Origin of the sequence: Rheinheimera sp. SA_1 (assembly GCF_001669775.1) — a bacterium.
Lineage (GTDB): Bacteria > Pseudomonadota > Gammaproteobacteria > Enterobacterales > Alteromonadaceae > Pararheinheimera.
In genome coordinates, this window is sequence record NZ_LXWK01000018.1 from 249,987 (window position 1) to 273,534 (window position 23,548).

The window sequence follows — 23,548 nt, forward strand, 5'->3', positions numbered from 1 at the left end:
GTGTCACCTGTTCGCTAAGCTATTGTTACAGCAAAGCAAATTAATTGGCATTTGTCGAATTCAGCAACAAATTGCCCGTCAGTTGCGGTATATTCATCTTGAATGGAAACAGTGGCAACGTGATTAAAAACAGCTAGAGTTGTTGAACTTGCGGTACCGCAGTGTGACAAATTCTAGATGCTGCTACCCACAACCTCAGGAACTTTATTTATTGCATCGACTGCCCGGAACTGATGTGCTGAAGTCGCAGGAAATTACTCTGACTGCTCCGCTGGCAGATGTGTTGGCAAGGACTTAACTCAATGAATCAATCTCAGTTTGGCAATACTGCGGCCACTAAAAGTGTCAAAGATTTGCTGAGCAAAATATATGATGCAACACCGCGTAAAGACTCAGTGTATGAGCAGGCAGCCTATTATTTTTCCGGTGTCGAGCAACAGGAAATTGATCTGCTCCAGGAGCGGGAAACAACCTTACAGCGCCGGCTCGATGATGCCAACAAAGGTGCACGCAGCAAACTCGAAACTGCTTTACAGGAAGTCCGCCAGCAACTCAAAGAAAAACTCCGCCAACAACAGGACAACCGGCTTGAACGGATACGGCAGTTAAAGCAGCTGGCGCGGCAACTGCTAACGTTGATCAGCGGCGATACACCACTGGAAACGCGGCAGCTGTCAGCCCGGGCTCTCGGCACTATTCAACTGTTGTCTTCAACCCGCGGTCGCCATGTTGCGATCATCAACCAACGACACAAACATGCCTACAAAGCCATTCTGGCGATTCGGTTATTAGATCAGCTGTTAGAAGATCAACTGATTAAAAACCGTTATGTGCTAAACAAATTCAACGACAGCACCCAAGCCAATGAAGCTGGTGAAGTGCTGTACTCACCCTTTTTGGAAGAAGTGCAGCTACCCCTGGTGATCGCACTGTTGTTGCAGGATATTGGTCTGCAACATCCTCAGGCACAACACATTTTACGCGGTGAAGATGGCACGCTCGATGAATACCGCACTTTGGCGCCAACAGAGCGGCAGCAACTGCTGACCGTCAGTTATGAACAAAGCCAGCTTTACCTGAAAGAAGGATTGGGACTGGACACCTATGTTGGCAACTCCAAAGCCGAGCGGGATTTGTTTGTGTACATGGAGCAGGATAAACAGAACTTTATCAGCCACTTACTAAAAAGTGCCATTCAGCCGGAAGACGGCATTGGCAACCTGTTGAAAATTCCGCAGGTCTATGTATCGGTGGTACTGCCGTCCAAAGCAAATTACCAGTATGAACAAGTCCCCAAAGTCAGCGCATTACTGAAAGCTGGTGTGACCAAGGGCTGGTATCCGGCGGCGATTGTCGACAGTCTGCTGAAAATCACCGGTTTTTTTCCACAAGGTTACGGTATTACTTACATTCCAAAAGACTCCGATAAACAGGATCTGGATCGCTACGAGTATGCCATCGTCAATGGTCTATACCCGCTGGAGCCGGAACAACCGATTTGCCGCACCGTCACCCGCAATCTGACCTACAACACCTTTGGCATTAATGTGGTGGTCAGTGCTGACAACAATCTTTATTTCCAGAGTGCGCAGCAAAAGCTGGAGAAAATGAGCGAAGAGCGGCTGAAAGAAATTCTGAGTAAGCTGGTATCAAACCTGGAAGAACGCACCACGATGGATTTAATTCCCAAGTGCTGGCATCCGGATGAGTTTTTTACCTTTTTGAAAAACCAGAATTTGTGGAACCGGGTAGATACGATCCGCAATTAATTGATTAGTTGTCGGCTGCAGCTTTAACTTCGGCGGAAACCTGACACAGCGGCGGGGTCTCGGCAAACAATCGTCGATACGCTTGCTGTAAACGTTCCACTGTTTCAGCGGTGGTTTGCAGATGTGCCGCCAGATACAACATCCGCTCCAGTTCGGTTGCGCTGAACACTTTTCGCAGTTCGGTTTGTCCGGGATGAAGGCGGTTTTGCTGCTCGACAAAGTTTTCCGATACCAGAATTAAATCAACTCGTTTTAATGCCAGCATTTGCCGCAACTGATGGTTTTGCCCAACGACCACCAGATTTTTAGATTCGCGAAAACCGTGCTGCAACAAATATTTGTAGTTGGCCTGCCCCTGTTCAATCCCGACAATAAAATTACGGGCTTCACTGATATCACGTGGTGCGACTTCCGGGCGCGCTGCAGCAGCATAAAATGAAATACGCATCGGACACAAAGGGACAACCCAGTTGTATCTGGCTAAACGTTCATCGGTTTGTAACAGCGAAAAAATAAAGGTTTCCGGCTGCTCATTGGCCATTTTTACAGCTCTGGGCCAGGGTAACGCCTGAATTTCATAACCTAAACCAGCTTCAGAGAACAGCTGTTGCACAATATCGACTGACCAGCCATGCAACTGGCCTTGTGCATTCAACTGTTGATAGGGCGGAAAAATTTCTGTGACCAGTTGCACCGGCGCCGCCAGTGCTTGGAAACTAAGCCCCAGCAACCACCCATAACACCGCATGTACCTTTCCTGCAGGCCCCAAACTTACATAAGCATAGGATGATTTACTAAGGACGCCAGTGCCATTCAAACCTGGCTAAACCAAAGAACATCAACAACTTAAATCATTTATTTCACATTTATGTGAATAATCTGTAGTAAGCTCAGGAACGTCAATACAGCTGTGCATTGTGACAACTGCAATCTTGGCAGGGTCGGACGCATATGTTAAATAATGTCGCTAACTGTGGTGGAGGATCAGGGATGAAGATGCGAACTACAAAGTTTCGGCCATGGCGACTGTTCGTGTCCGCGGCGCTTCTGCTGACGTTGGGCTGGTGGATAGCAGACGGGACTATCTTCTCTCTGAATCCCCCTGTGACCGACAATACCCTCAGCAGCGACACAACTGATACAAGTGCGGCAAAGAAAAACAGCGGAGCAAGCACTGGCACTGTTGCTCTCGCTTCTGGCAACGCGCTAGCGACGCCGGGTAGCAGCGCTGATGTTGTAGCCGAAGCTGCAGACAGCTGTGCCAACAGCGCCGTGATGCAACATCAATTAAAACAAATCTTACAGCAACGAAAACAGCAAAGTTTTCAGTTGATCCAACAGTTGCAGCAAAATGGCACCATAGCCGCTGAAGTCGCAGTTATTATTCATCAGCTGGGCGGCGATATGCTGTTAATGGCACAACAACGCGCAGATTATCCGGCGAACCCCAATACCCTGATCCGTTTTGAACAACAGCCACGCGCTATACCACGCGCACTGGCATTATTGGTACTAAAAGCAGCGTTGTCCCACAACTATCGGCCGGTGGTGGCTGCATTGCAGGCGGATGTAGCGCCACAACAACTGGCGTGGCATGGTCAAACTTTATTGACAGCTATTCTGGCGGCGGATCCAAATCTCAGCCCGCTGACACTGCAACAACTGATTGAAAGTGGCCTGCAACCGGTGTTTGCTGATTTGGTCGCAGCCACGGCGCTGCAGCTACCGGTCCCGCTGGTCGACACCCTGAATATGGCCTTTACCGGCGATCGGCAGCAACTGTGGTTTCATCAGTACCGCCGCAATAATCTGACCTTACAGGCCGCCGCTGATGGCAACGTTGCTTTGTATGATTATTGGCAGGCGCAGGGTGTACCGGCGTTAATATCGGCGGCTGATTTGAATGCTTTTGATGTATTGCCATTTCCCGCCACCGAGCCTGAACTCATAGATCGATTACCTTTGATCCGGAATTTTATCAAACAAGGTTTATTACCCCGGCAGTTCACCAGCCTGACCAGTTGGTTATTGCTGTTGCCAAAAGACGATGCTTTGCAGCTGAGTCAGCAACTGGCCGGAACCGGGTTAAACACTGCTTCTGCAGCCACAGACCTGATGCACATAGGTTCAGCTTCTGAAATATCCGATGCCATTATAAAAACGAATCAACAATTTAAGCAGCATATCGTCATTCGACAACACTGTAACCAGCTGTATCAGCTTGGCTCTGTGTTGTTATCACTGGACGATGCCGCTCAACATTATGGCGCCGCCCTGCAAAGCCGTTTTCGGCTGAATACCACACAGATTGAACAAACTATCCAGCTGCATACACTGCAACAACAGCTTGAATTACTGCTTGAATCACAGCAATGGCAGGCGTTTATCCGGCAAGCACAGCAACAACTTATCCTGTTGCCACCAGAGCAGCGTAGCGAATATGTATTGCAGCAATTATTGAACTATCAAGCACCTGCCGAAGTATTGACGATGCAATTGCAGCGTCACTATCGCCACCACGGGGCTCCATCACCCGACATCATCGCTGCATTTTCACAAAGCCAAAACCCCAAACTGCAAGCACAGTTACGACGCCTGCGCTGGTGGCAACCAAGCCAACAACCTTTACACCAGGCTGGTGGCAATTGATGAAATCGATTACCTGCCAGCAGTTGCACTTTGCTGTAAATATTGCGCCAGACTCAGATCAGTGTTTCCCAAAGCACGTTGGTATAACCAGCGAAAAGCCCGGTCGTCCCGCGGCATCTCCAGTTGTTCGGGTAAACCACGGACTTGCTGCTGCGCATCCAGCGGCAATAAAAACCGGAAGCTATAACCAGGCTCCATGCCCATCCGCAGATCGGTTAATACCAGCGCTTGATCAGATTGCTTGGTCAGCGTGACAAAACCATGGCTGAACCAGTGCAGGCGAACCACGGCTGGTTGCTGTTGCCACTGTTGCCATAACGCCGCATCACGCGGATAGGCTTGCCAATGAATGGTTTGGGTTTTATCCAACAGTGAATAATACCCTTCGAAATATTGGCCTTCCTCAACCACCAATAAACGCCACAACAGTGTATTAAAAGGTGTTGCTGTCACCAGCAATTTGGTATTAGAACCAGCTGCGGCCGATAGGGAATGAATCTGTGATGGTAGTTGCGATTGCGCCAACGCTGTAACCTGTTGCTGCGCCAAAAGGCCAAACCCCAGGTAAGCCGTACTTAGTAGCAACCCCACACTATTCCAGCGTAAGCTTCGTCCGGCGAGCACCAACGTTGTACCAATCAATAACGGCACCGTGTAAAGCGGGTCAATGACAAACACACTGCCGGTGCCATAAGGGTAATCGGTAAACGGCAAGCCAAGCTGGGTGCCGTAAATCGTTAACATATCCAGCAGCGGATGGGTCACCAGCACCAGCCACACTGCCAATAGGCTGGTTTTGAATAGCCCTGGCCTGCGACCGATTTTCAGCCACAGCCAAGCCAGCAGCGGCGAAATGAGCGTCAGATAAAACAGCGCATGACTTTCAGTGCGGTGGTAAGTCATATCGCTGATTGGGTCGCCGTGGGAAATCAATACATCCAGATCGGGTAAGGTTCCAACCACGGCACCCAGCAAGGCGGATTGCCATACCGGCTGTTTACGCCGGAATACCGCGACACTGACGGCCGCGCCCAAAGCAATTTGCGAAAGAGAATCCATGAAGCTCCTGTTGGGTTCATTCGTTACCGGGTGGAGCCTGATAGCAACCCGGCTTGTGTTAGGATTTATGCGAGGTCTGTCACGACCCATTCGTCACAAAGTTTGCAATGTTTCCGCCGTCTGCTGCGCCTGAGTCTGCTTCCTGACCAGGTGTTTTAACAAGGTATAAAACAGCAGTGACAACACGATGGTAAAACCGCTGGCCCAAATCAGTTTATCCAGTGACGGATTCACCAATAGGAAATAACCCAGCTGACCAGCAAGGTGTATAAAATAATGTCGGCGTCTGTGCCAAATAAACTGGCTCACATGCCTCCTGCCAGCAACATCAGCAACTACCAGGCCTTGTCTGCAAAAGCTGGCGCCAGCAGTTGCACCCGCGTCCCGCGATGCGCACCGATACTGTAAATCAATGCAAAACTGGTGATCAAACTTAAAAACAGCGCCTGAATGATATAGACCGGGATCTGTTGCAGCAGCTGCATACCCAGCACAAAACCAACAAAGGCTACTGGAATAAACAACACCAGCCAACAAAGAAGTGCGCTGATAAACCAAATTCTGAAAATTGGACTGGCAAACATCACAACAGCACGTTAATTTCAAAGCGTCGAGGTGCGCCAAACGCCGTAGAAAAGCCAGCAGCAGCAAGCCCTTCGAGTGCCAGCTTTGGGTCAGTAATCCGATGAAAAATCTCAGGGGCTGGTAACTGTGCCAGAGTTTTTGCCACTTGCCAGTTACCAATCACCTCGGGTGGCGGCAACACATATTCGAGGCTCAACCCGCGCGCGATATCAAGTTTCAGCAACTGCACCATCTGCTCCTGTGCAGGCGCTGCGGTGACAGTCCATTGCCGCAAATCGACAATCCGGGCCCAGCGTTTTCCTGCCAGCTGCTGGCAAAAAAAGTCCAGTTCCGCGGCATATCGGGCAGTCAGTTCATCAGCATGTACACCAACAAAACTGACATACAGCGCATCGCTGCTTTGTGCGATAGTCAAAAACGGCTTTATTTGCGGCATTATTCTGACCTCAGTTGATCGAGCCAATATGCTAACGCACCGGTTTGTTGTGCGGGCGCTATCCCTTGCAACACCAGCGTTTGATATTCGGGCAACAGACTGACTTTACGGATGGCTTGATTAAGACCAGCCACCACAGCCTCCCCCTGCTTGCCTTTGGAGCAGGCGAAATACACCAAATTGACCGGCTCTGCTTTCTGTATCCGATAATAGGTGAATTCCAGTCGCGCGCGACTGGCCACTTTTTGATATTCCAGTAAACCATCAATAAAACCACGTTCTAACATCGGCAGCATACTGCCCATATCTTCGCTGGAACTGGTTCTGGTGTACAAAGCACGGCTATGCCGATTCTGCGATAGCAGCAGATCAAGCTGCTCGCCATAACTACGATTCAGCTCTATTCCCAGCAACGGACCTTTCGGTAACTGCAATAACTGATGCAACGATAACTGACCCGCCCGCTGCATCGCTTGCAACCTTGGATGCCAGGCTGAGTTTTTCAGCATCACCAGCAGCAGGGCGTCTTCAACCATATAAGGTAACGTAAATAAATATTCCTGCTCGCGCGCTGCGGTCTTTTTTAACCAGGGAATACAGGCATTGCCGGAGGTTTTAATCCATGCTCTGGCACGATTTCGACTTAGACTTTCTGTGCGGTAGCTGTCCGGATAAAACGCTAGTACTTGTTTTAGCAGCAACCCTTCCGGATTCTCGCTTGACTGCGCGGCTTTTAAAATGGCTACTGAATCCACCACAATCAAAGGCTCAGCCGGCAATCGCGGACAGAGTGTCAGAATCATCAACAAAGCCAGCCACAATTTCATTCAGTACATTCCAGCTGCAAGTCAGTCGTTACATAGATGCCGCGAAGCAGCGCAGTATGGGCCAGCGGCTTAGCCAACGTGATCTCTCATTAGCCTAACAGAGTTTTAGCCAGGTAAAAGTCATGCACTTGAATTGTGCCACTTATGGCACCTCCCAAAAAATCGTCACCCCCTACTACCTCACAGCAATTTATTGATTTTAAAGTAACTTATTCTTGACAGCCACAAGCTGAGCTCAGAAGATAGGAGGAAGAACTTTTCGCTGCACCAAGGCCAGGGACGTCTGCCTTATGTTACAAATTCTGCATAATTATGACCTGCAATACCAACCCAATTGTTTGTGGCCCGTCGGCGAATTTCACGCTTATGAAACGCTGCAGTTTGAGCCTTTAACCGAGGCCGACAAAATTGCACTGTTACAGCAATTTCAGCCCACCTCGCCAGCGATGCAACTGTGGCAACAACTGCACTTCATCTTATTGGGAGCCGACGCCGCTGATTTCGAAATCTTTACCCGGTTATTCAGCGAGTTGCCTTTTTTGCAGCAAAACATGGTGTATAGCCAGCTGATGCGTTCTTCCTTTGTTGGTAACTCAGTTGGACTGGATCTGGCGCCGTTGTACCGGCTGACCATTGAATCATTCTGCCGCGAAAATACCGGGCGTTGCCAGGTGCAACCGCTCCAGGGCAATGGCAACGAAGAATTTGCGGTGTTTATCACTAATCAGTTTGTCTCATCGCTGCACGGACCAACGCTAACCGTGCTGAATTACGCCAGTGCTCTGAAACAGATTGGCATGCACCCTATTGTGATTTGCACCACGTCCGTCGCCAAATCGACCCATCTGGTGTACCCAATGCCAACACCGGTATTTTTTGGCACAGTGCGCGATGAATATTTTGCCAGCAATACCTTGTTTGATCTGGATCTGAACCAAACTCAGCCCAATCCGGCCGGTTCCGCAGTTAAGTGCTGGGGACAACAATTTGATTTTATGCAAACCACACCGATGGATGATCCTGCCCATCTGGTTGATTTAGTAAACTTTATTAACCAACTAAACCCCAGATTTATTATCGGCGTTGGCGGCTTGAACCCGGTGCTGGAATTTATTGCCAAAGCACGGCCAGTGCTGAGTGTGCCTTGCGTCACCGCACTGGTGCTACCCATTTATGCGGTGCCGGTACTGCATCGCGAGCTGACAGAACACGACCAGCAGCGAGTCGAAACCCTGGGTATCCAGCACCCGGTGCTCAGCAGCCGGTTGCCGTTTCGGCTAAGGCAGTTTGATTGTGTAAAAACCAGCAGCGTTAACGACAAAGTGCTGAAATTTGTGGTGGTGGGTTATCGGCTGGAAGATGAAATTCGTGGTGAATTTATGCAAACCATGCTCGCGATTAAACAACAGTACCCGCAAGCGTCTTTTGTGCTGATAGGTCCAACCGCCATTGCCGATTACCCGGCAACGCTTGAGCACTGCACTTTATTTACTGGCCGCATCAGCAATGCCATTGACCTGATTGCCGATTGTCATTTTATGCTCAATCCCAAACGCCAGGGTGGCGGCACTTCAGCGGTCGAAGCGCTAAGTCTTGGTATTCCGGTGCTTACGCACGCTTTTGGTGACGTCTACCAGTATATTGGCGACCCTTTTGTGTTTGAAACCGATGCCGATCGGCTGGCTTTTATTCAGCAGTACCTGACCGATGCGGAATTCGCCGTGGCCTATCAGGATATTTGTCTGGAGACTGCAGCACAGGCCACAGACACAGCGGCAATAGTGCAGGAACTGTTGCTGACCTATGACGCCTATTTGCAGCAATTACAATACGATGGCAATTCCGGACTGACGGCTGCTTAGGGCATAGAATGAAAAAATAAACTGGTGATTGAACCCAGCAGGTTAAACCGTCAGTGTTTTGCAGTACTCCACCACCTCTGCCGTCCACATCGGATCATGATGCAAGCGCTGACTGACAAACTGCATCCCCAATTTTTGCATCACTGCAATGGATGGCTGGTTATCAGGCACCGCCAGCGCGGATAAATAGCGCAACGGCTGTTGTTGTGCCGTTGCATGCTTCGCCACAGCTTCAGCGACGGCGTTAGCTGCTTCAGTGGCAAAACCAAAACCCCAGGACTCACGTTTAAACCGCCAGCCTAGTTCCAGATTATCCAGCTGCGGGTTTTCGGTAAAAAAGCCCATCGGTCGCACTAAAATCCAGCCAATATAACAAGCTGGCAACAGCTCACAATCAGCGCGGGTCGTGACTTGCCAGATACCATAACCCAAAGCGGGATTTCGATATGCCAGCATTCTGGGCAGCATCCGCTGTTCAATTTGCTCCATCGTGGTACAAACACCGGCACTCAGAAACCGCATCACTTCCGGGTCCTGATCCAGCTCAAATAAGGGCTGTGCATCATCACGATCAAATAAGCGAAAACGCAGCCGCGCAGAATCGGGGACTTGCAGAATTTCTGTCGTTTGGGTCACGGTTTTGCTCCGGTTGGCAGTTGCTGCAGGCTTAGATGTAGTTATTTCGGTTTATTCAGCAGCGCTTTGAGATCGGCAAATGGGTTATGTGTTGCCGCCGCGGTTTTCTGTTCAGAAGTGCCGCCATACATCACATACTCGTGGTATTTGTTGTGTTCATTGTCGTGGCAATAAATACACAATAATTCCCAGTTGCTGCCATCGGCCGGGTTATTGCTGTGATTGTGGTCAATATGGTGCACCGTTAATTCACGCAAATTGGAATAGACAAATTCCCGGGCACAACGACCACAAACCCAGGGATACATTTTTAACGCTTTATCGCGATAACCTTGTTCCTGTTGTTGATAAGCCTGTGCGCCGTTGCTGGTTTTACTCATAACTGTCCTGAATAACTTCTCTGATCAATACTGGTTTGCAGATGCAACAATGCACCTGGTTGGATGGTCGGATTTTAACAGCCTTCAGCAGTGAAGCAATCATTGATTTGCCTCAAGTCTTTTTTACTTCGCTATACACTGGTCGCGCCTGCTTGCTGGCAGATTTGCTGATATAGTCGGCTTCTTTTTGTGGTTTATTGAAGGTGTTTTATGACAGCAGTAACTCCGCCACTTTATGCCATCGGCACCCCAGGCCAACCCTGGAGCGAGGCCGAAACCAGCTTATGGCGCTCACAGCAACAAATCAAACGTAGTTACCAGCAACTGGTATTACAGCCATTGTTTGCCTTGCTACAACAACCGGACATCTGCGCCCAGGCTGAGTTGATTCAATACGGCACTTTGGACTATCAACAATTTGGCTTGGGCCAATACCCATTGTATGCAGTGCGCAGTAAAGATTGGCAAACTGATAAGCCTTTAGCGTTAGTGACCGGCGGTGTGCATGGGTATGAAACCAGTGGCGTGCTGGGCGCATTAGATTTTATCGCCGGGAATTTTACGCAATATGCCAATAACAAGATGAATTTATTGGTATTGCCTTGCATCAGCCCTTGGGGGTTTGAAACCATCAACCGTTGGAACCCGCATGCGGTAGACCCCAATCGCTCATTTAATGCGGCAGGCCGAGAATCCGGAACGGCACAAGAAGCTGCCGCTGTGATGCAGTTGCTGCAACCATATTTGGCAAATGTGTTAGTGCATGTCGATTTACATGAAACCACCGATTCTGATAATAGCGAATTCCGCCCGGCCAAAGCGGCGCGTGATGGCACGGTCAATACCAACTGGAATATTCCGGATGGCTTTTATCTGGTTGACGATCTGGACAACCCGCAACCGGCTTTTCAGCGCGCAATTATTACAGCCGTTGAAAAAGTCACTCAAATCGCCCCAGCCGATGACGATGGTTGTTTAATTGGCGAACCATTGCAGCAATTTGGCGTGATCCATTATCCGAAAAAAGCGCTGGGTTTATGTGGCGGCCTGACGGCAGCGAAGTTTGTCACCACCACTGAAGTCTATCCGGACAGCCCGAATGCCACACCGGCAGAGTGTAATCTGGCGCAAGTCACTACAGTAGTGACAGCATTGGATTTTGCGCTGACGGCCACGGTGTAAGCAGGCTGTTTTATCAGCATGACATCGGGTTTGATGCGAAACCCGATGACACGCTTATGGCATCAGCTGCGACTTTTGCTGTAAAAACTCCAGGAAAGTCTGCAGCAACGGGCTTTGATAACCGGGTTGCAACACCAGACTTAAATGGCGTCTTAGCTGCAGCGGGTTTGGCAGCAACAACAACTGACCGGCGGCAATTTCGTCCTGCACCGCCAACAGCGGCAAACAGCCGATGCCAAGCCCTTGTTTTACAGCTTGTTTAATCGCTTCTGGCCGTTGCAGTTCCAACACTGTTGCCGGCGTCCAACCAAGGCGCGTCAGCTCATTTTCCAGCACAGCACGGGTACCTGAACCACGTTCGCGCACTATCCAGCGCACAGCCTGTAAGGCGGTTGCAGCGGCTGATGGCTCCCCATCTTCAGCAATAGCGGTATGAAAGTGCGGCGAGCCAATGAGCACCAGCTGATCTTGCTGCCAGTATTGCACGCTAAATTCAGAGCTCAGCAGCGGCCCTTCAATAAAACCGAGCTGTGCTTGCTGCTGGCGTAACTGCATTTGCACTTCGCTGCTATTACAAATCTGCAGCTGAAAACCAATGTCTGGATAAAGCGTCGTAAATTCCGCCAACAGCGCCGGCAATAGATAACATCCAATGGTTTCGCTGGCGACCAGCCGTAATTCACCGCGTGCCGGCGAAGGGTCAACCAGCTCTTGCTGCAATTGTAATAACTGCTGCAGTTTTGGTAATAAATCGAGCGCGGCCTGAGTTGGCAACAATTGGCGGTTTTGCCGCAAAAACAACGGATAACCAAGGCGCTGCTCCAGCTCTTTCAACGCCTGGCTAGCGGCAGGCTGACTAAGGGCCAGTTTGTCGGCCGCTTTGCTTAAGCTCTGCCAGCGGCAAATCGCATCTAACAATAACCAATGGCGTGGACTGGGGTAATTCATTCGATTTACCAATGCATCAAATTGAATAAATCCATTATTGTTATTTTTATCCTTCACTACAATAGCCGGATGTGAATCGACTCAGCGATGTTTCTGATGCAACCCAAATTCCAGTTACTGTTCAACCGCGCCAACTGGCAAACACAAATGCCAGCACAGATAGCGCCGCTGCTGTTGCTAGGGCTAACAGTGTTGCTGCTAGTTGGGTATCAGGTTTTTCCAGGCTGGCAATTGCGCTTCAATCCGGTATTTGCGGCTTTAATCTTGGGTTTGGCCGCGGCGTTGTTGCTGGGCTTTAACAACGCTGGACAACGCTGTTTAGCATCGCTGGCAGAACCAGCGGCAAAACAGGCGCTGGCGTTTTGGCAACAACTGGCATTACGCCTTGGCATTGTGCTGTTTGCACTGAATATTTCCCCAACGGCCTTATTAAACATCGAACCATGGCAATTGCTGAAATTGCTTATGTTAGTAGTCATGGTCCTGGCACTGGCGTTATGGATCGGCTGCCGCTGGTTTAAATTGCCGCCGGAACTGGTGCTGTTGGTCAGTGCCGGTTTAAGTTTTTGTGGCACCTCGGCCATTTTTGCCACTCATGCTGTGCGGTCGTCATCGCAAAATTCTCAGTCTCAAACTAATCAATCAGCGCAGGGCTATCTGACTCAAAGTCTGGCGGCAGTGCTCTTGATGGGATTACTGGCGCTTGGTATTTATAGCGTTTTATTGCAACAACCATGGCTTGGCAGCGCCGACCTGGCATGGTTGATAGGCAGTACCGCACCAGAAGTCGCACAAGCAGTGGCAACAGGCAGTCAGTTAGCCGACGATGCACCGCAGGCCATTATTGCCAAACTGAGCCGGGTCTGTTTGTTATTGCCGTTTTTATGCTGGCTTAGTCTGTTGCAGCACAAAAAGCAGCATCAACAGGATCCGTCAGGCGCAGTGGTGTTTCCATGGTTTATTTTGGTTTTTGTTGGCTTGCTGCTGTTGCAACTACTGGTGACGATCCCGGCATGGCTGCAACATCTTGCCAGCATAGTGTCACAAGGCTGTCTGGTATTTGCCATGTTGGCAACCGGTCTGCAGACCAGAGCGCAGGATTTACGCCAGTGTAGTTTACGGTTATTTAGCTTTGCCGCACTGGTCATGCTGTTGTTGTTCGGGCTGGCACTGCTGATGCTATAGCGCATACGTGAACGCGTACCATAACTTAGGCATTGCCAATTTCTTGTCGTTGTTATTGGCACTAAAGTTGCAAAAACTTTGCAAGTTTTATGTCTTTGGCCAGCATCGTGAAATTAGATCAATCCTTGTCCTACAGCCTGCAACAAATCCGTGCTGGGCAACACATCACTCAATATAAGACCACCAAGCCAGCTGACAGCACTTTCACGCCATCGCCCAACCCGACGGGATCGACCGGCAGTACCCCGGTGACTAACCCCGGCAAACCTGTCATCAACCCCAGCACCGGTGAAGACGACAGCACGACCACCAAACCCAGAACTAATCTCGATTTTACCCAGATGAGCCGCAGCCAGCTCAACGACTGGGTAAGCAAAGCCAAAGCCGCCGGCAAGCTCACCAGCGAGCAGGAAACCGCCTTTAAAGCACTGACTTATTCAGCAAAAACCGGCAGTTCGTCCAGCACCGAAACGCAAGACAACGAACAACTAAATTTCACCGAAAAAGCAAAACAAGGGCTACAAAGTGCAGTAAAACGCCGCGATCGCAGCGGCATTATGTTTTGGGCCAATACGTTATCGGTGATGAAAAACTTTCAGGGTGAAAAGCTGGCCACGACAGCGCCGAAGCCTTAAACAACGCTTTTGCCGGAGCTTCTGTATCGGTTTTACTGTTGGCTCGGGTTCAGCCACGGATCCAGGTTACAACTTTTGCACCAGCTCAACCCGGCGATTCAGTTGCTTCCCGGCAGCACTGGTATTGTTGCTGGCCGGCGCCAAAGGCCCCACACCATGCGCCTGCAACCGGCGGGCATTAATCTGATAACTGCCGGTCAGTTTGCTGACGACCGAATTGGCGCGTTGCTCGGATAATTTTTGATTGACGGCACTATCACCTGTGTCATCAGTGTGACCCACCACATAGAGCTTTAAGCTGCTGTGTTGCTGCAATAACTTGGCAATTTCGGCCAGCGCAGCGTCCGACTCTGGTTTGATTTCAGCCTTGCCGGTATCAAAATAAATACCGTAAATCAGCGCCTTACCAGAACTATCCAATTGCCGTTTTAACTCGCCGGCGTCGGCTTTAACTAAATCGGTTTGCACCGCTTTGGTCGATAAAATCAGCTGCTGCACCCGCACTTTGCCGTCATAAGCACCGATAAACAGCGCCACATAATGATCCTGTCCGCCGACACTGAGCTTACTCAGCAGGTAATACGGGTTGCGATGGAAGTTGTAGACCGAGTCCTGCACCGAAATAGCTCCGCCCAAGGTTTCGGCGGCCTTGGTGTCACCACACTCAGCCAATTTGCAAAGCGCTAGCGTGCTAAAGCCAGCTTGGTGCAGTGCATGCTGATAGTTTTCAAACACTTTCAGGCTGGATACCTGATCGATTTCATAAGTGTGGCGGGCTAAATCACCTTGTAAATTCAGAACAGGTTTACCCGGCACTGGTACTTTGAAGGTTTCAGTATCGACCTTTACAAAACCTTCTAAGTCGGCGCCCGGATAACGCGATAACAACGGATGATCTTTGGCCAGCTCGTCCGCAGAAATGGCCGCTACTTGCAGCTCTTTCACCGCTAACGCCGTGGTATCCACTTTGATCAGGTCCGTGGCCAGTTTTTTGCCTTCAATGATCACCTGCTGGGCCCAGACATTCTCTTCATAACTGCCTACATACCAGGCCGCATACACCGGGCCTGCGGCGGCATCTTTTTTAGCCAGTACATAATAAGGTTTACGGAAGTAGTTATAGACACTTTCGCGAATCGACAACCCGGCGCCAATAGCCTGCCCTTCTTCATAGCCACAAGCGGCCAGCTCACAGCTGAACACTATGTTAAAACCGGAGTTTTTAAGTGCTTGCAGGTAATTTTGATACACCTGCAACGAAGAGACTTGTTTAATTTCATACAGATGGCGAGTAACGGCACCCTGCGCTGTGATACTGCTAAAAGTTTTGTCAGCAGCCACGGCGCTATTTGGCAGCTGGAACAGATCATAATCAATGTGACGGTAATATTCTGGATCAGCACCTGGGTAGGCACTAAACAACGGATGGGCTAGTTCATTTGCTTGTACTGAAGTGACCAGCAACGAGCTTAAACTCATCGCAGTTGCGACACAGAAAACAGCAGAAGTAACAAATGGGCGGGCGATCGTGAATAACATGCGAAGTCCTTTTTGCAAAAACCGATGGTGTTCATAGTGTTGCGGCTGAAGATGACCGCCAGTGGCTGAATATATTATGAATTGAATATAAGGTTAAGCTGAAGTTGCATATTGGAAACGTTATCGGTACATGGCAATCGACCGCCGGGTTCAATCGTCCATGATGCCCGTAACTGGCCGTACTTGTTGTTCTGAAAACTTTATGCTTACATAGAATTTACTTTTAACTTTACAAACTCAGCACTCGTTGCTGATCATCACAGCGGAGCCGACGATGACCGAACAACATTTCCCCCTCACCGATTTTGAACGGGTCGACAGCGATACCATGCAACAACGGGCGGCGGCGCATCTGACGCTGATGCAACGCCGGCATACAGTGCGCAGTTTTTCTGACGAGCCGGTGCCGCAACAAGTGATTGAACAAGTGATTCAAATTGCCGCCGGTGCGCCAAGTGGTGCCAATCATCAGCCGTGGCATTTTGTGGCGATTAGCGATCCAATGGTGAAACAACAAATCCGCCAGGAAGCAGAATTACAGGAAGCGGGCTTTTATGGTGGTCGCGCTGGTGAAGAATGGTTGCAAGCATTGAAACCTTTAGCCACAGATGCGCATAAACCGTATTTGGAAACAGCGCCATGGCTGATTGTGATTTTCTCGCAAAAACGTGGTGGCATCGACAATAACGACAGCGACACCAATTACTATGTACATGAATCTGTGGGTATTGCGACTGGCTTTTTAATTCAGGCCTGCCATCAGGTCGGGCTGGTGACACTGACGCACACGCCAAAACCGATGAGCTTTTTAAGCAAAATTTGCAATCGCGACAACGACAACGATCGGCCTTATATGCTGCTGGTGGTGGGTTATCCGGCGGCGGACGCAACGGTGCCTGCACATGCGCTGAAGAAAAAACCGTTTGAAACTGTTTGCACCATGCTCACCAGGTCATAGCAGCCAACACTAAATCAAAAACGCCGCCAGACTAACACGTCAGCCATTGCATAATGCTTCAGTATTTGGCAACCGCAGTTGTTGCTCTGGCGGCTCGACCGGCACCTTCGGCGCTTGCCAGCCCAGTTTGATTTTATGCGCCAGCAACTGCGTCGTGCCCTGTAAGTTGATGTTCTTTAACTCTGACATCAGCTTGATTAATTCAGCGTCGGACAAGCTTAACGGCTCTCGGACGGCGCGTTGTCGCACCGCTTCAAAAATATTCAGCATCAGCCTGAATTCATTGTTATTAGATTCCACCACTGCTTGTTCAATTCCCGGATATAACCGCTGATACCGCTCCCAGTCGTCCATGGTGACCAGCACATTGAGTAAATTCACCCCGGCGCGGCTTTGCGACACTTTGTTGTTCAGCCTGGCATATTGAAAAGTGGCCTGCCGCAATGCGGTGATGGCTGGTTCGTACTGTGCCAGCCGCCAATGCAAATTGCCGATACTATTCAGATACATCGGGATTAAGGTGGTAAATTTGTGTTGCTCAGCCAGCGCCAGTCCATGCTGATAATGGGTCATGGCGCTTTGGTAATCTCCGGCAAAAGCTTCGACAATGCCCAGATTCAGCAGCAGTTTGGCCCTTGATTCCGGCGGATTGGGGAATTTATCGGCGCAATTAAACCAAAAACGGGCACCTTGCCGAAACTGTTGCTGATAAGTGACAAAACCGGCGGTTAATGCGATTTCCCCGGCAGCAATGCCTGTTGGCACCAGCGCGTCAGCCCGACTTAAACTGTCGCGGGCTTGCGGGAACAAATTGCGTGCGGTGTAAGCCCGGGCTGCCAGCAAATACCAGTCACGCTGGTACCAGGGCGGCGCCTGCGGCAACGCACTATTCGATTGCTCAAAGTTGCTAATCACCTGCGCCGGGTTTTGCGCCAACATTGCAGCACTTCGCTGATACAACTCGGCGGTTGGCGGCGGCGCGGCATACAGTAAAGTACTGTGCCAGCTAAGCAGCATCGCAGGTAACAGCGCTATCATTTTGATGTTATTACAGAAGTTCACATCTACCTCGGTTCTCGCTGTCGCGCGTCCTTGCTGCTATGTCTCTGGGTTTTAGTGATGATTGATTAGCGATGATTTAGCTTCATGGCTGTTGATTCAGGTTGATTGGGTAAATCAGCCGCATCGAAAGTTTCTCAAATTCTGAAATGCCAGTTGCAGGGCTGTATGTAGCATAGCAAACACAACACAGATTGCCCGCAGCGCACTTTGCTACCGCACTGCCAAAACGGCTTATCTTCGGTTAAGGTAGCCGCAGTGAAAATAAACAGGAACTTTTGATGTATAGCCAGACCATTCAACCGCGCTTTAATGAAACTGATGCCTTAGGCCATATCAATAACACTGTGGTCGCCGCCTGGTTTGAAGGTTGTCGCGACCCGCTATTCCGGCTATTTACGCCAGAATTAAACCCGGCGCAGTGGCGGTTAATTCTGGCCAAGTTCAGCGTCGAGTTTCATGCCGAACTATTTTATGGCGAACCGGTGGAGATCCGAACCTGGGTCAGCCGGGTTGGCACCAGCTCTTTTGACGTCAGCCAGCAGGCCTGGCAACTGGGCAAACACTGCGCCAGCGGCGTAGCGGTAATGGTGCATTATGATTTCAACGCCAAACAAAGTGCGGCGTTAACAGAAACTCTTAAGGCGCAGTTGCTGGCGCTATAACCAAGGTGAAAACACAGCAGGTTTAACCGTAGCGACTATTCGCAACTTTGGTTAAACCTGCTGCTGATGCTTGGGATATCTATATGGTATCTGCTCGTGCCGGCGATCAGAATTCCTGCGCCACTGGCCGCAACACAATTTCACTGATATCCACAGCCGCTGGCTGCTCCATGGCATAAGCTACAGCCCGTGCCACAGTTTCTGCCGGAATAGCTAATTGGTAAAACTGCTGCAGCGCGTCTTGACTGGCCGGATCTGAACTGCCTAATTTCAGCTCGGACTCAACGGCACCGGGCGAAATCAGCGTGGTGCGAATACTGCTGCCCACTTCATGGCGTAAGCCTTCAGTGATGGCGCGTACCGCGAACTTGGTGCCGCTATAGACAGTACCGCCCGGACTAAACACTTTGATCCCGGCCACTGAGGCGACATTAATAAAATGGCCGCTATTTTGTTGCTGAAATACCGGCAGCGCCGCAGCAATGCCATTCAAAACCCCTTTAATATTGATGTCGATCATTCGCGACCATTCGTCAGTTTTCAACGCACTTAACGGCGCTATTGCCATATAACCGGCATTGTTCAGCATCACATCGACGCGGCCGAACTTCTGTAAAGCCAGCGCAATCAGCGACTCGACGTCAGCTGGTTGGGTAACATCCATTTGTTGCCAGACGGCACTACCGCCAGCCGCGTGGATCTCATCACTGATCCGCGCCAATTGTTCAGTACGACGGGCGCCCAGCACCACATGGGCACCCAACGCAGCCAAATGGCGGGCGGTGATTTCACCCAGGCCACTACTGGCACCGGTGATCACCACAACTTTATTGCGGATGTTGCTGTCTGTTGCATTCAAAGCATTTGCAGCGACGATATTTGACGTTGTAGACATGATAATTCCTCATCTGAATTTATGGGTTGGTACTGATCTGATTAAGTACTGCCAGTAAATTGTCTGCCCACTTTGACTTCCGGTAAATGAATGTGTCAGGCTTTGACAATTCCCATGTATGGAATCATTCGAATGCAAAATCAGCTGGAATTGCTACGGATCTTCTGCACTGCGGTAGAACTGCAAAGTTTTAAAGCGGCAGCAGTGCGGCTTGGCATCTCACCGCAAGTCGTCACCCGCGCGGTGCAATTTCTGGAACAACAACAAGGCGAGTTACTGTTTCACCGCAACACCCGCCAGGTGCAGGCTACAGCTGCCGCGGAACTGCTGGCGGCGCGCAGCAAACCTTTGTTGTTGGAGCTTGATTTGCTGCTGCAAAAACCACGGCTCAACACCGCCGAAGGAGTCAGCGGCAAGGTGCGGATCGCAGCGCCGCTGGCATTTGGCCGCCAGTTACTGGCGCCAGTGCTGGCCGATTTGGCACAGCGTTATCCACAGTTGCAACTGGAGCTGATGTTTAATGATCGTCGGGTCGATGTGATTGAAGAAAAAATCGATATCGGCGTCCGGGTCGGTTTTATTCGTGACAACCGATTTATTGTCCGGCAGATTGGCGCGGTGCAGCTGGTCACGGTCGCCACACCGGCACTGCTGCAACGTTACGGCACACCAGCGGCTCCGGCCGGGTTATCGCAACTTCCATACAGCGCCTTGCGTGATCAAAATTCCGGCCGGATCTGGCCCTGGTTGTACCAAAACAATATGGAGTGGCAACCGGTACATCCGCGTTTTATCTGTGAAGATTCCGACACCGAATTTCAATTGGTGCAGCAAGGGTTGGTGATAGCGCAAGTGCCATTGTTGCTGGCGGCTGCGGATCTGAGATCAGGGAAGTTACAGTCCGTATTGAGCCAATTCGAACCCGAGCCCTGGCCGTTATATATTTACCGGCCACAACGCGGGCCGGTTCCGGAGCGGATCCGGGTGGTGTTTGATGCGCTCAGTACACTCTGACTGACGACTCACTGTCACCTTCACTGACGACTGTTTTGTTCAATTTGGGGATCCGCTGCCATCGCTCGTTATATCTAACGTATTTTGTGCAGGCCACAACAGCGGCAAATTCTGCAGGCAGCGCTGCCAACCGTCGTTATGTTTGGTGCGTACTTCTTCGCTTGGGAATTGACTGTGAGTTAGCGTTAATTCACAGCGGTTCGGCGACAGTTCGCGAAAATGCAGTTCGACCAGGCTATCCTCGACAATATGCGAATTCCAACTAAACGCAATGTGATGGTAACGCTCGATAGCGCGGTACACGCCATAATGGCGATAGTCACCCGTCGGCAGATGCATAATCACTTCATAGTGGCCACCAACAGTAAAACTGCTTTGTACTGTACTTTTTGCTGTTGGTTGTTGTGAAGCAAACAACCAACGGCTAAGTAGCGCCGGTTGTGACCAGGCGTCGAATAATTGCCGTTTACTGCACGGCAGCACCCGTTTAATCACCACCGGATCCATTAGTTAGCTCCTGTTTCTTTGATAAAGGCCGCCAGCTCATCCAGCCGCCCGGACCAGAATTTCGCATGCATGCCAATATAATTAGCCACTTCGCGCCAGACATCAAAATGCAGATGGCAATACAACTGCCGTTGTTGCCGGGTTTTATAGATCAGCTGCGCAGCTTCCAGCATCGCAATATGCTTGGACGCAGCACTGATATTCATCTGCACTGCTGCGGCAAGTTCACCGACTGATTTTGGGCCAGCCGCTAATTCCGCCAGCAACATCCGCCGCCGGCGATCGCTTAACGCATAAAATACTGCGTCTAACCTTTGAGCATTTTCCATATTAGGAAACCATTTATCAAAACGATCTCAACTATAGAATAAATGGTTTTAATTTCAAATAATTAGCAAGAATTATAACTTTCCAGTTTGTTATTTCTATTTATTGTCAGAACGTTAGCATAAAAGGCAGATGAGCTTATCGCCTCATCACCACCCCAATTTCAAGGAGCATTATTATGCCTAATATCTGTCTGACTTTTGGCACCCAGGTGGCCAGCAATACAATTCAACAAGCACTGACGACAGTCGAAGGTCTCGCCAGTTGGTGGACCAACGACACCAAAGGCAATCCGGCCGCAGGCGGCGAGTTGGTATTCACTTTTGGCAATAATGGTGGTTTTGTAATGCGTGTGCTGAAAAACACGGCGGACCAAGTACAGTGGCAATGTATCCAGGGGCCGGACGAATGGCTTGGCACCCGTATCGAATTTGAACTTAAGCAACACCCAAACCACTGTCAGCTGATGTTCCGTCACGCCGGCTGGGCGGCCGAAGTGCCGTTTTTTTACCACTGTTCCACCAAATGGGCGACCTTTTTGCTCAGCCTGCGCGACTATGTCGAGCAAGGCCGCGGGCGGCCATTTCCTGACGATTTGAAAATTGAAGCCAATGGAATGTAAGAGGAACCGAGCATTGCAACGGCGGACTAACGCCCCCTACAACCAACCGCGTTGCCGGGCGATCCGGGCCGCGTCAATGCGGTTGGCGGCGTGCAATTTGGTAATGGCGTCTGACAAATAATTGCGCACCGTGCCTTCGGCTAAATAGAGCATGGTGGCAATTTCAGCGGTGCTTTTACCTTCGGCGGTTAAGCTTAGCGCGCGCCGCTCTTTGTCATGTAATGGGTTGTCTTGCCCCAGTGCCAGCATCGCCAGCTCTGGCGCTATCACTTTGCCACCGGCCATAATTTTATCAATCGCTGCCAGCAATTCTGTGGCAGGGGTGTCTTTTAGCAAAAAACCATCGACGCCAGCCTGTAGCGCCCTTTTAACATAACCAGCGCGCGAGAAAGTGGTTAGGATCATCAGCTTACAGCGCTGTTGCTGCCAGGTTGAGTCGTTTTTCACAAATTCAAGCAACTCCAGCCTACTGCAGCCCGGCATTTCGATATCGGTGAGAACGAGATCAAACACCTGCTGGCGTAAAAACTGTCGTGCTTGCAGGCCGTCTTCCGCTTCCACCACTTCATGTTGCCCGAGCAGCCGCAACAACGATGCCAGGGTACTGCGTAAAATGGCCTGATCTTCGGCAAACAAAATTTTCATGCCACCCCCTGGATAAAATCATTTTTTGGGTCGTGCGCTGCGACTTGATGCTCTGCTTTAGACGCAGCAAGCTGCAGCGATTGTGGCGAATGCTGCGGCCAGGTCAAGGTGAAACAAGTGGGCGCCAGTTGCCAGCAAAACGCGCCACCGAGTAACTGCAACCGCTCCTGAATACCGGTTAAACCATGGCCCGGCGTGATCGCCTGACACTGGCCGTCATCCTGCAATCGCAATTGCCATAGTGCGCCGTCACCATGGGCACTGAGCCATAACTCGCGGCCCTTGCTGTGTTTCAGCACATTGGTACAAAGTTCGGTGATAACCAACTCAATGTCTGGCGGACTATCGGCGGCCAAGACGCGAAGGTCGGCATCCAGATGGCAAATCCAGCCATTGCTACGCAGCTGACTGAACAAAGTCGGCACTAACACTTCCAGACCTTGCTGGCGATAACCACTAATCGTCTCGCGGACCAGTTGCAGACTTTGCCGGGCTAATTGTTGCAGCTCGGCCAACTGCGCCCGTGCTGCCGCTGGTTGTTCGCGATCCAGCCAGACTTCGGTTAATTCAGCTTTCCAGGCGATGGTTGCCAGACTATGACCCAGCAAATCATGTAAATCCCGGGCGATCCGCTCCCGTTCCAGTTGCCGTGCCATTTGCTGTAACTCTTCATCCGAACGATGCTGCTGCAGCTGATGATTGAGCCGCATTTGCTCCACTAAACCCGAAACACTGACCCCCAACACCACCACCACGGCATATCCCTGCAACCACACTGACGGGTAAAACCACCAGAACAATGCCGCTTGCCACGACAGCAGCACCAGCATGCCAAGCGCATACCGTTGGTTGCTACACCAGAATCCAATAAAAAACCCAACATAAGCAAACATCGACATACTGCCGGAATTGAGCGGGGTGATTGCACTAGCCGTAAGCACCATGCCCGCCAGCAGCCACCAGCGTTCATGCAGTTGGGCGCTGCCAATCCGATGGAAAATAAGCAAAAATACCGCGAGCGCCAGCAGCATAGCGGCCCAATGCCAACCATTGGTTTGTTGCTGCAACAATGGCGGTAGAAAATAAAAACCGAGATAAATCAGATAACCCCAGCGTAAAGCACCTTTTTGCATCAGATTTCCTCTGTTTTTGGGGGGGCAGAG

The 23,548-nt window shown here is 50.4% G+C and carries 26 protein-coding genes; 10 read left to right on the forward strand and 16 right to left on the reverse strand.

What is annotated here, in order from left to right; all coding sequences use genetic code 11:
* Positions 1-302 precede the first annotated feature (302 nt).
* Positions 303-1,769: a hypothetical protein gene (locus tag A5320_RS18780; protein ID WP_068068730.1), complete on the forward strand. Its 1,467-nt coding sequence runs from the start codon at positions 303-305 to the stop codon at positions 1,767-1,769.
* 4 nt (positions 1,770-1,773) lie between these two features.
* On the opposite strand, the gene A5320_RS18785 is transcribed toward A5320_RS18780, so the two are convergent.
* On the reverse strand, positions 1,774-2,517 hold the full coding sequence (locus A5320_RS18785) for a substrate-binding periplasmic protein (protein ID WP_068068732.1): 744 nt from the start codon (positions 2,515-2,517) through the stop codon (positions 1,774-1,776).
* A 249-nt stretch (positions 2,518-2,766) separates the two neighbouring features.
* Here A5320_RS18785 and A5320_RS18790 point away from each other — a divergent pair, with 249 nt between their 5' ends.
* Positions 2,767-4,419, forward strand: a complete 1,653-nt coding sequence (locus tag A5320_RS18790) for a hypothetical protein (protein ID WP_157606074.1) — start codon at positions 2,767-2,769, stop codon at positions 4,417-4,419.
* 9 nt (positions 4,420-4,428) lie between these two features.
* Here the strand turns inward: A5320_RS18790 and A5320_RS18795 are convergent, their stop codons facing one another.
* From A5320_RS18795 to A5320_RS18815, 5 genes are all read right to left on the reverse strand, one after another.
* Positions 4,429-5,478 carry a metal-dependent hydrolase gene (locus A5320_RS18795; RefSeq protein WP_068068737.1) on the reverse strand — a complete coding sequence of 350 codons (1,050 nt, stop codon included), beginning with the start codon at positions 5,476-5,478 and terminating at the stop codon, positions 4,429-4,431.
* 93 nt (positions 5,479-5,571) lie between these two features.
* A complete protein-coding gene (locus A5320_RS18800; RefSeq protein WP_068068740.1) occupies positions 5,572-5,787 on the reverse strand; it encodes a hypothetical protein in 216 nt (71 codons plus the stop codon).
* A gap of 26 nt (positions 5,788-5,813) precedes the next feature.
* On the reverse strand, positions 5,814-6,062 hold the full coding sequence (locus tag A5320_RS18805) for a hypothetical protein (RefSeq protein WP_068068743.1): 249 nt from the start codon (positions 6,060-6,062) through the stop codon (positions 5,814-5,816).
* Positions 6,062-6,499, reverse strand: coding sequence for a hypothetical protein (locus A5320_RS18810; RefSeq protein ID WP_068068746.1), 438 nt, complete (start codon positions 6,497-6,499; stop codon positions 6,062-6,064). The genes A5320_RS18805 and A5320_RS18810 overlap by 1 nt, the downstream gene beginning before the upstream one ends.
* Positions 6,499-7,326 (reverse strand): hypothetical protein, encoded by an 828-nt coding sequence (locus tag A5320_RS18815; RefSeq protein WP_068068749.1) that lies wholly within the window; start codon positions 7,324-7,326, stop codon positions 6,499-6,501. Before A5320_RS18815 ends, A5320_RS18810 begins: the two co-directional genes overlap by 1 nt.
* A 290-nt stretch (positions 7,327-7,616) precedes the next feature.
* Here A5320_RS18815 and A5320_RS18820 point away from each other — a divergent pair, with 290 nt between their 5' ends.
* Positions 7,617-9,188 (forward strand): glycosyltransferase, encoded by a 1,572-nt coding sequence (locus A5320_RS18820; protein WP_068068752.1) that lies wholly within the window; start codon positions 7,617-7,619, stop codon positions 9,186-9,188.
* A 42-nt stretch (positions 9,189-9,230) separates the two neighbouring features.
* Here A5320_RS18820 and A5320_RS18825 read toward each other — a convergent pair whose 3' ends face one another.
* On the reverse strand, positions 9,231-9,824 hold the full coding sequence (locus A5320_RS18825) for a GNAT family N-acetyltransferase (RefSeq protein WP_231916783.1): 594 nt from the start codon (positions 9,822-9,824) through the stop codon (positions 9,231-9,233).
* Between the two features lie 41 nt (positions 9,825-9,865).
* On the reverse strand, positions 9,866-10,204 hold the full coding sequence (locus A5320_RS18830; protein ID WP_068068755.1) for a YajD family HNH nuclease: 339 nt from the start codon (positions 10,202-10,204) through the stop codon (positions 9,866-9,868).
* A gap of 210 nt (positions 10,205-10,414) precedes the next feature.
* Here A5320_RS18830 and A5320_RS18835 point away from each other — a divergent pair, with 210 nt between their 5' ends.
* Positions 10,415-11,386 carry a M14 family metallopeptidase gene (locus A5320_RS18835; protein WP_068068758.1) on the forward strand — a complete coding sequence of 324 codons (972 nt, stop codon included), beginning with the start codon at positions 10,415-10,417 and terminating at the stop codon, positions 11,384-11,386.
* 54 nt (positions 11,387-11,440) lie between these two features.
* On the opposite strand, the gene A5320_RS18840 is transcribed toward A5320_RS18835, so the two are convergent.
* Positions 11,441-12,334, reverse strand: coding sequence for a LysR family transcriptional regulator (locus A5320_RS18840; RefSeq protein ID WP_068069112.1), 894 nt, complete (start codon positions 12,332-12,334; stop codon positions 11,441-11,443).
* Between the two features lie 96 nt (positions 12,335-12,430).
* On the opposite strand from A5320_RS18840, the gene A5320_RS18845 reads away from it, so the two are divergent.
* Entirely contained in the window at positions 12,431-13,519 is a 1,089-nt protein-coding gene (locus tag A5320_RS18845; protein WP_197490187.1) for a putative sulfate exporter family transporter, read from the forward strand.
* Positions 13,520-13,608: 89 nt separating this feature from the next.
* A complete protein-coding gene (locus A5320_RS18850) occupies positions 13,609-14,154 on the forward strand; it encodes a hypothetical protein (RefSeq protein WP_068068764.1) in 546 nt (181 codons plus the stop codon).
* Between the two features lie 66 nt (positions 14,155-14,220).
* On the opposite strand, the gene A5320_RS18855 is transcribed toward A5320_RS18850, so the two are convergent.
* Positions 14,221-15,693: an OmpA family protein gene (locus A5320_RS18855; protein WP_068068766.1), complete on the reverse strand. Its 1,473-nt coding sequence runs from the start codon at positions 15,691-15,693 to the stop codon at positions 14,221-14,223.
* Between the two features lie 274 nt (positions 15,694-15,967).
* Between A5320_RS18855 and A5320_RS18860 the strand changes: the two genes are divergently transcribed.
* On the forward strand, positions 15,968-16,651 hold the full coding sequence (locus tag A5320_RS18860; RefSeq protein ID WP_068068769.1) for a nitroreductase family protein: 684 nt from the start codon (positions 15,968-15,970) through the stop codon (positions 16,649-16,651).
* A gap of 39 nt (positions 16,652-16,690) precedes the next feature.
* On the opposite strand, the gene A5320_RS18865 is transcribed toward A5320_RS18860, so the two are convergent.
* Entirely contained in the window at positions 16,691-17,713 is a 1,023-nt protein-coding gene (locus tag A5320_RS18865; protein WP_157606077.1) for a tetratricopeptide repeat protein, read from the reverse strand.
* A gap of 278 nt (positions 17,714-17,991) precedes the next feature.
* Here A5320_RS18865 and A5320_RS18870 point away from each other — a divergent pair, with 278 nt between their 5' ends.
* A complete protein-coding gene (locus tag A5320_RS18870) occupies positions 17,992-18,375 on the forward strand; it encodes an acyl-CoA thioesterase (protein WP_068068775.1) in 384 nt (127 codons plus the stop codon).
* 106 nt (positions 18,376-18,481) lie between these two features.
* On the opposite strand, the gene A5320_RS18875 is transcribed toward A5320_RS18870, so the two are convergent.
* Positions 18,482-19,270 (reverse strand): SDR family oxidoreductase, encoded by a 789-nt coding sequence (locus tag A5320_RS18875; protein WP_068068778.1) that lies wholly within the window; start codon positions 19,268-19,270, stop codon positions 18,482-18,484.
* A 132-nt stretch (positions 19,271-19,402) separates the two neighbouring features.
* Between A5320_RS18875 and A5320_RS18880 the strand changes: the two genes are divergently transcribed.
* On the forward strand, positions 19,403-20,284 hold the full coding sequence (locus A5320_RS18880) for a LysR family transcriptional regulator (RefSeq protein ID WP_068068781.1): 882 nt from the start codon (positions 19,403-19,405) through the stop codon (positions 20,282-20,284).
* 39 nt (positions 20,285-20,323) lie between these two features.
* On the opposite strand, the gene A5320_RS18885 is transcribed toward A5320_RS18880, so the two are convergent.
* Both A5320_RS18885 and A5320_RS18890 read right to left on the reverse strand, forming a co-directional pair.
* The gene (locus A5320_RS18885; RefSeq protein WP_068068784.1) at positions 20,324-20,791 is read right to left on the reverse strand and encodes an SRPBCC family protein; all 468 of its coding nucleotides are present in this window, start codon (positions 20,789-20,791) and stop codon (positions 20,324-20,326) included.
* On the reverse strand, positions 20,791-21,120 hold the full coding sequence (locus A5320_RS18890) for an ArsR/SmtB family transcription factor (protein ID WP_068068787.1): 330 nt from the start codon (positions 21,118-21,120) through the stop codon (positions 20,791-20,793). Before A5320_RS18890 ends, A5320_RS18885 begins: the two co-directional genes overlap by 1 nt.
* Positions 21,121-21,296: 176 nt before the next feature.
* Between A5320_RS18890 and A5320_RS18895 the strand changes: the two genes are divergently transcribed.
* The gene (locus tag A5320_RS18895) at positions 21,297-21,740 is read left to right on the forward strand and encodes an SRPBCC family protein (RefSeq protein ID WP_068068790.1); all 444 of its coding nucleotides are present in this window, start codon (positions 21,297-21,299) and stop codon (positions 21,738-21,740) included.
* 36 nt (positions 21,741-21,776) lie between these two features.
* Here the strand turns inward: A5320_RS18895 and A5320_RS18900 are convergent, their stop codons facing one another.
* Together A5320_RS18900 and A5320_RS18905 are read right to left on the reverse strand one after the other, a co-directional pair.
* On the reverse strand, positions 21,777-22,385 hold the full coding sequence (locus A5320_RS18900) for a response regulator transcription factor (RefSeq protein WP_068068792.1): 609 nt from the start codon (positions 22,383-22,385) through the stop codon (positions 21,777-21,779).
* Positions 22,382-23,518, reverse strand: coding sequence for a sensor histidine kinase (locus A5320_RS18905; protein ID WP_068068795.1), 1,137 nt, complete (start codon positions 23,516-23,518; stop codon positions 22,382-22,384). Before A5320_RS18905 ends, A5320_RS18900 begins: the two co-directional genes overlap by 4 nt.
* Positions 23,519-23,548 lie beyond the last annotated feature (30 nt).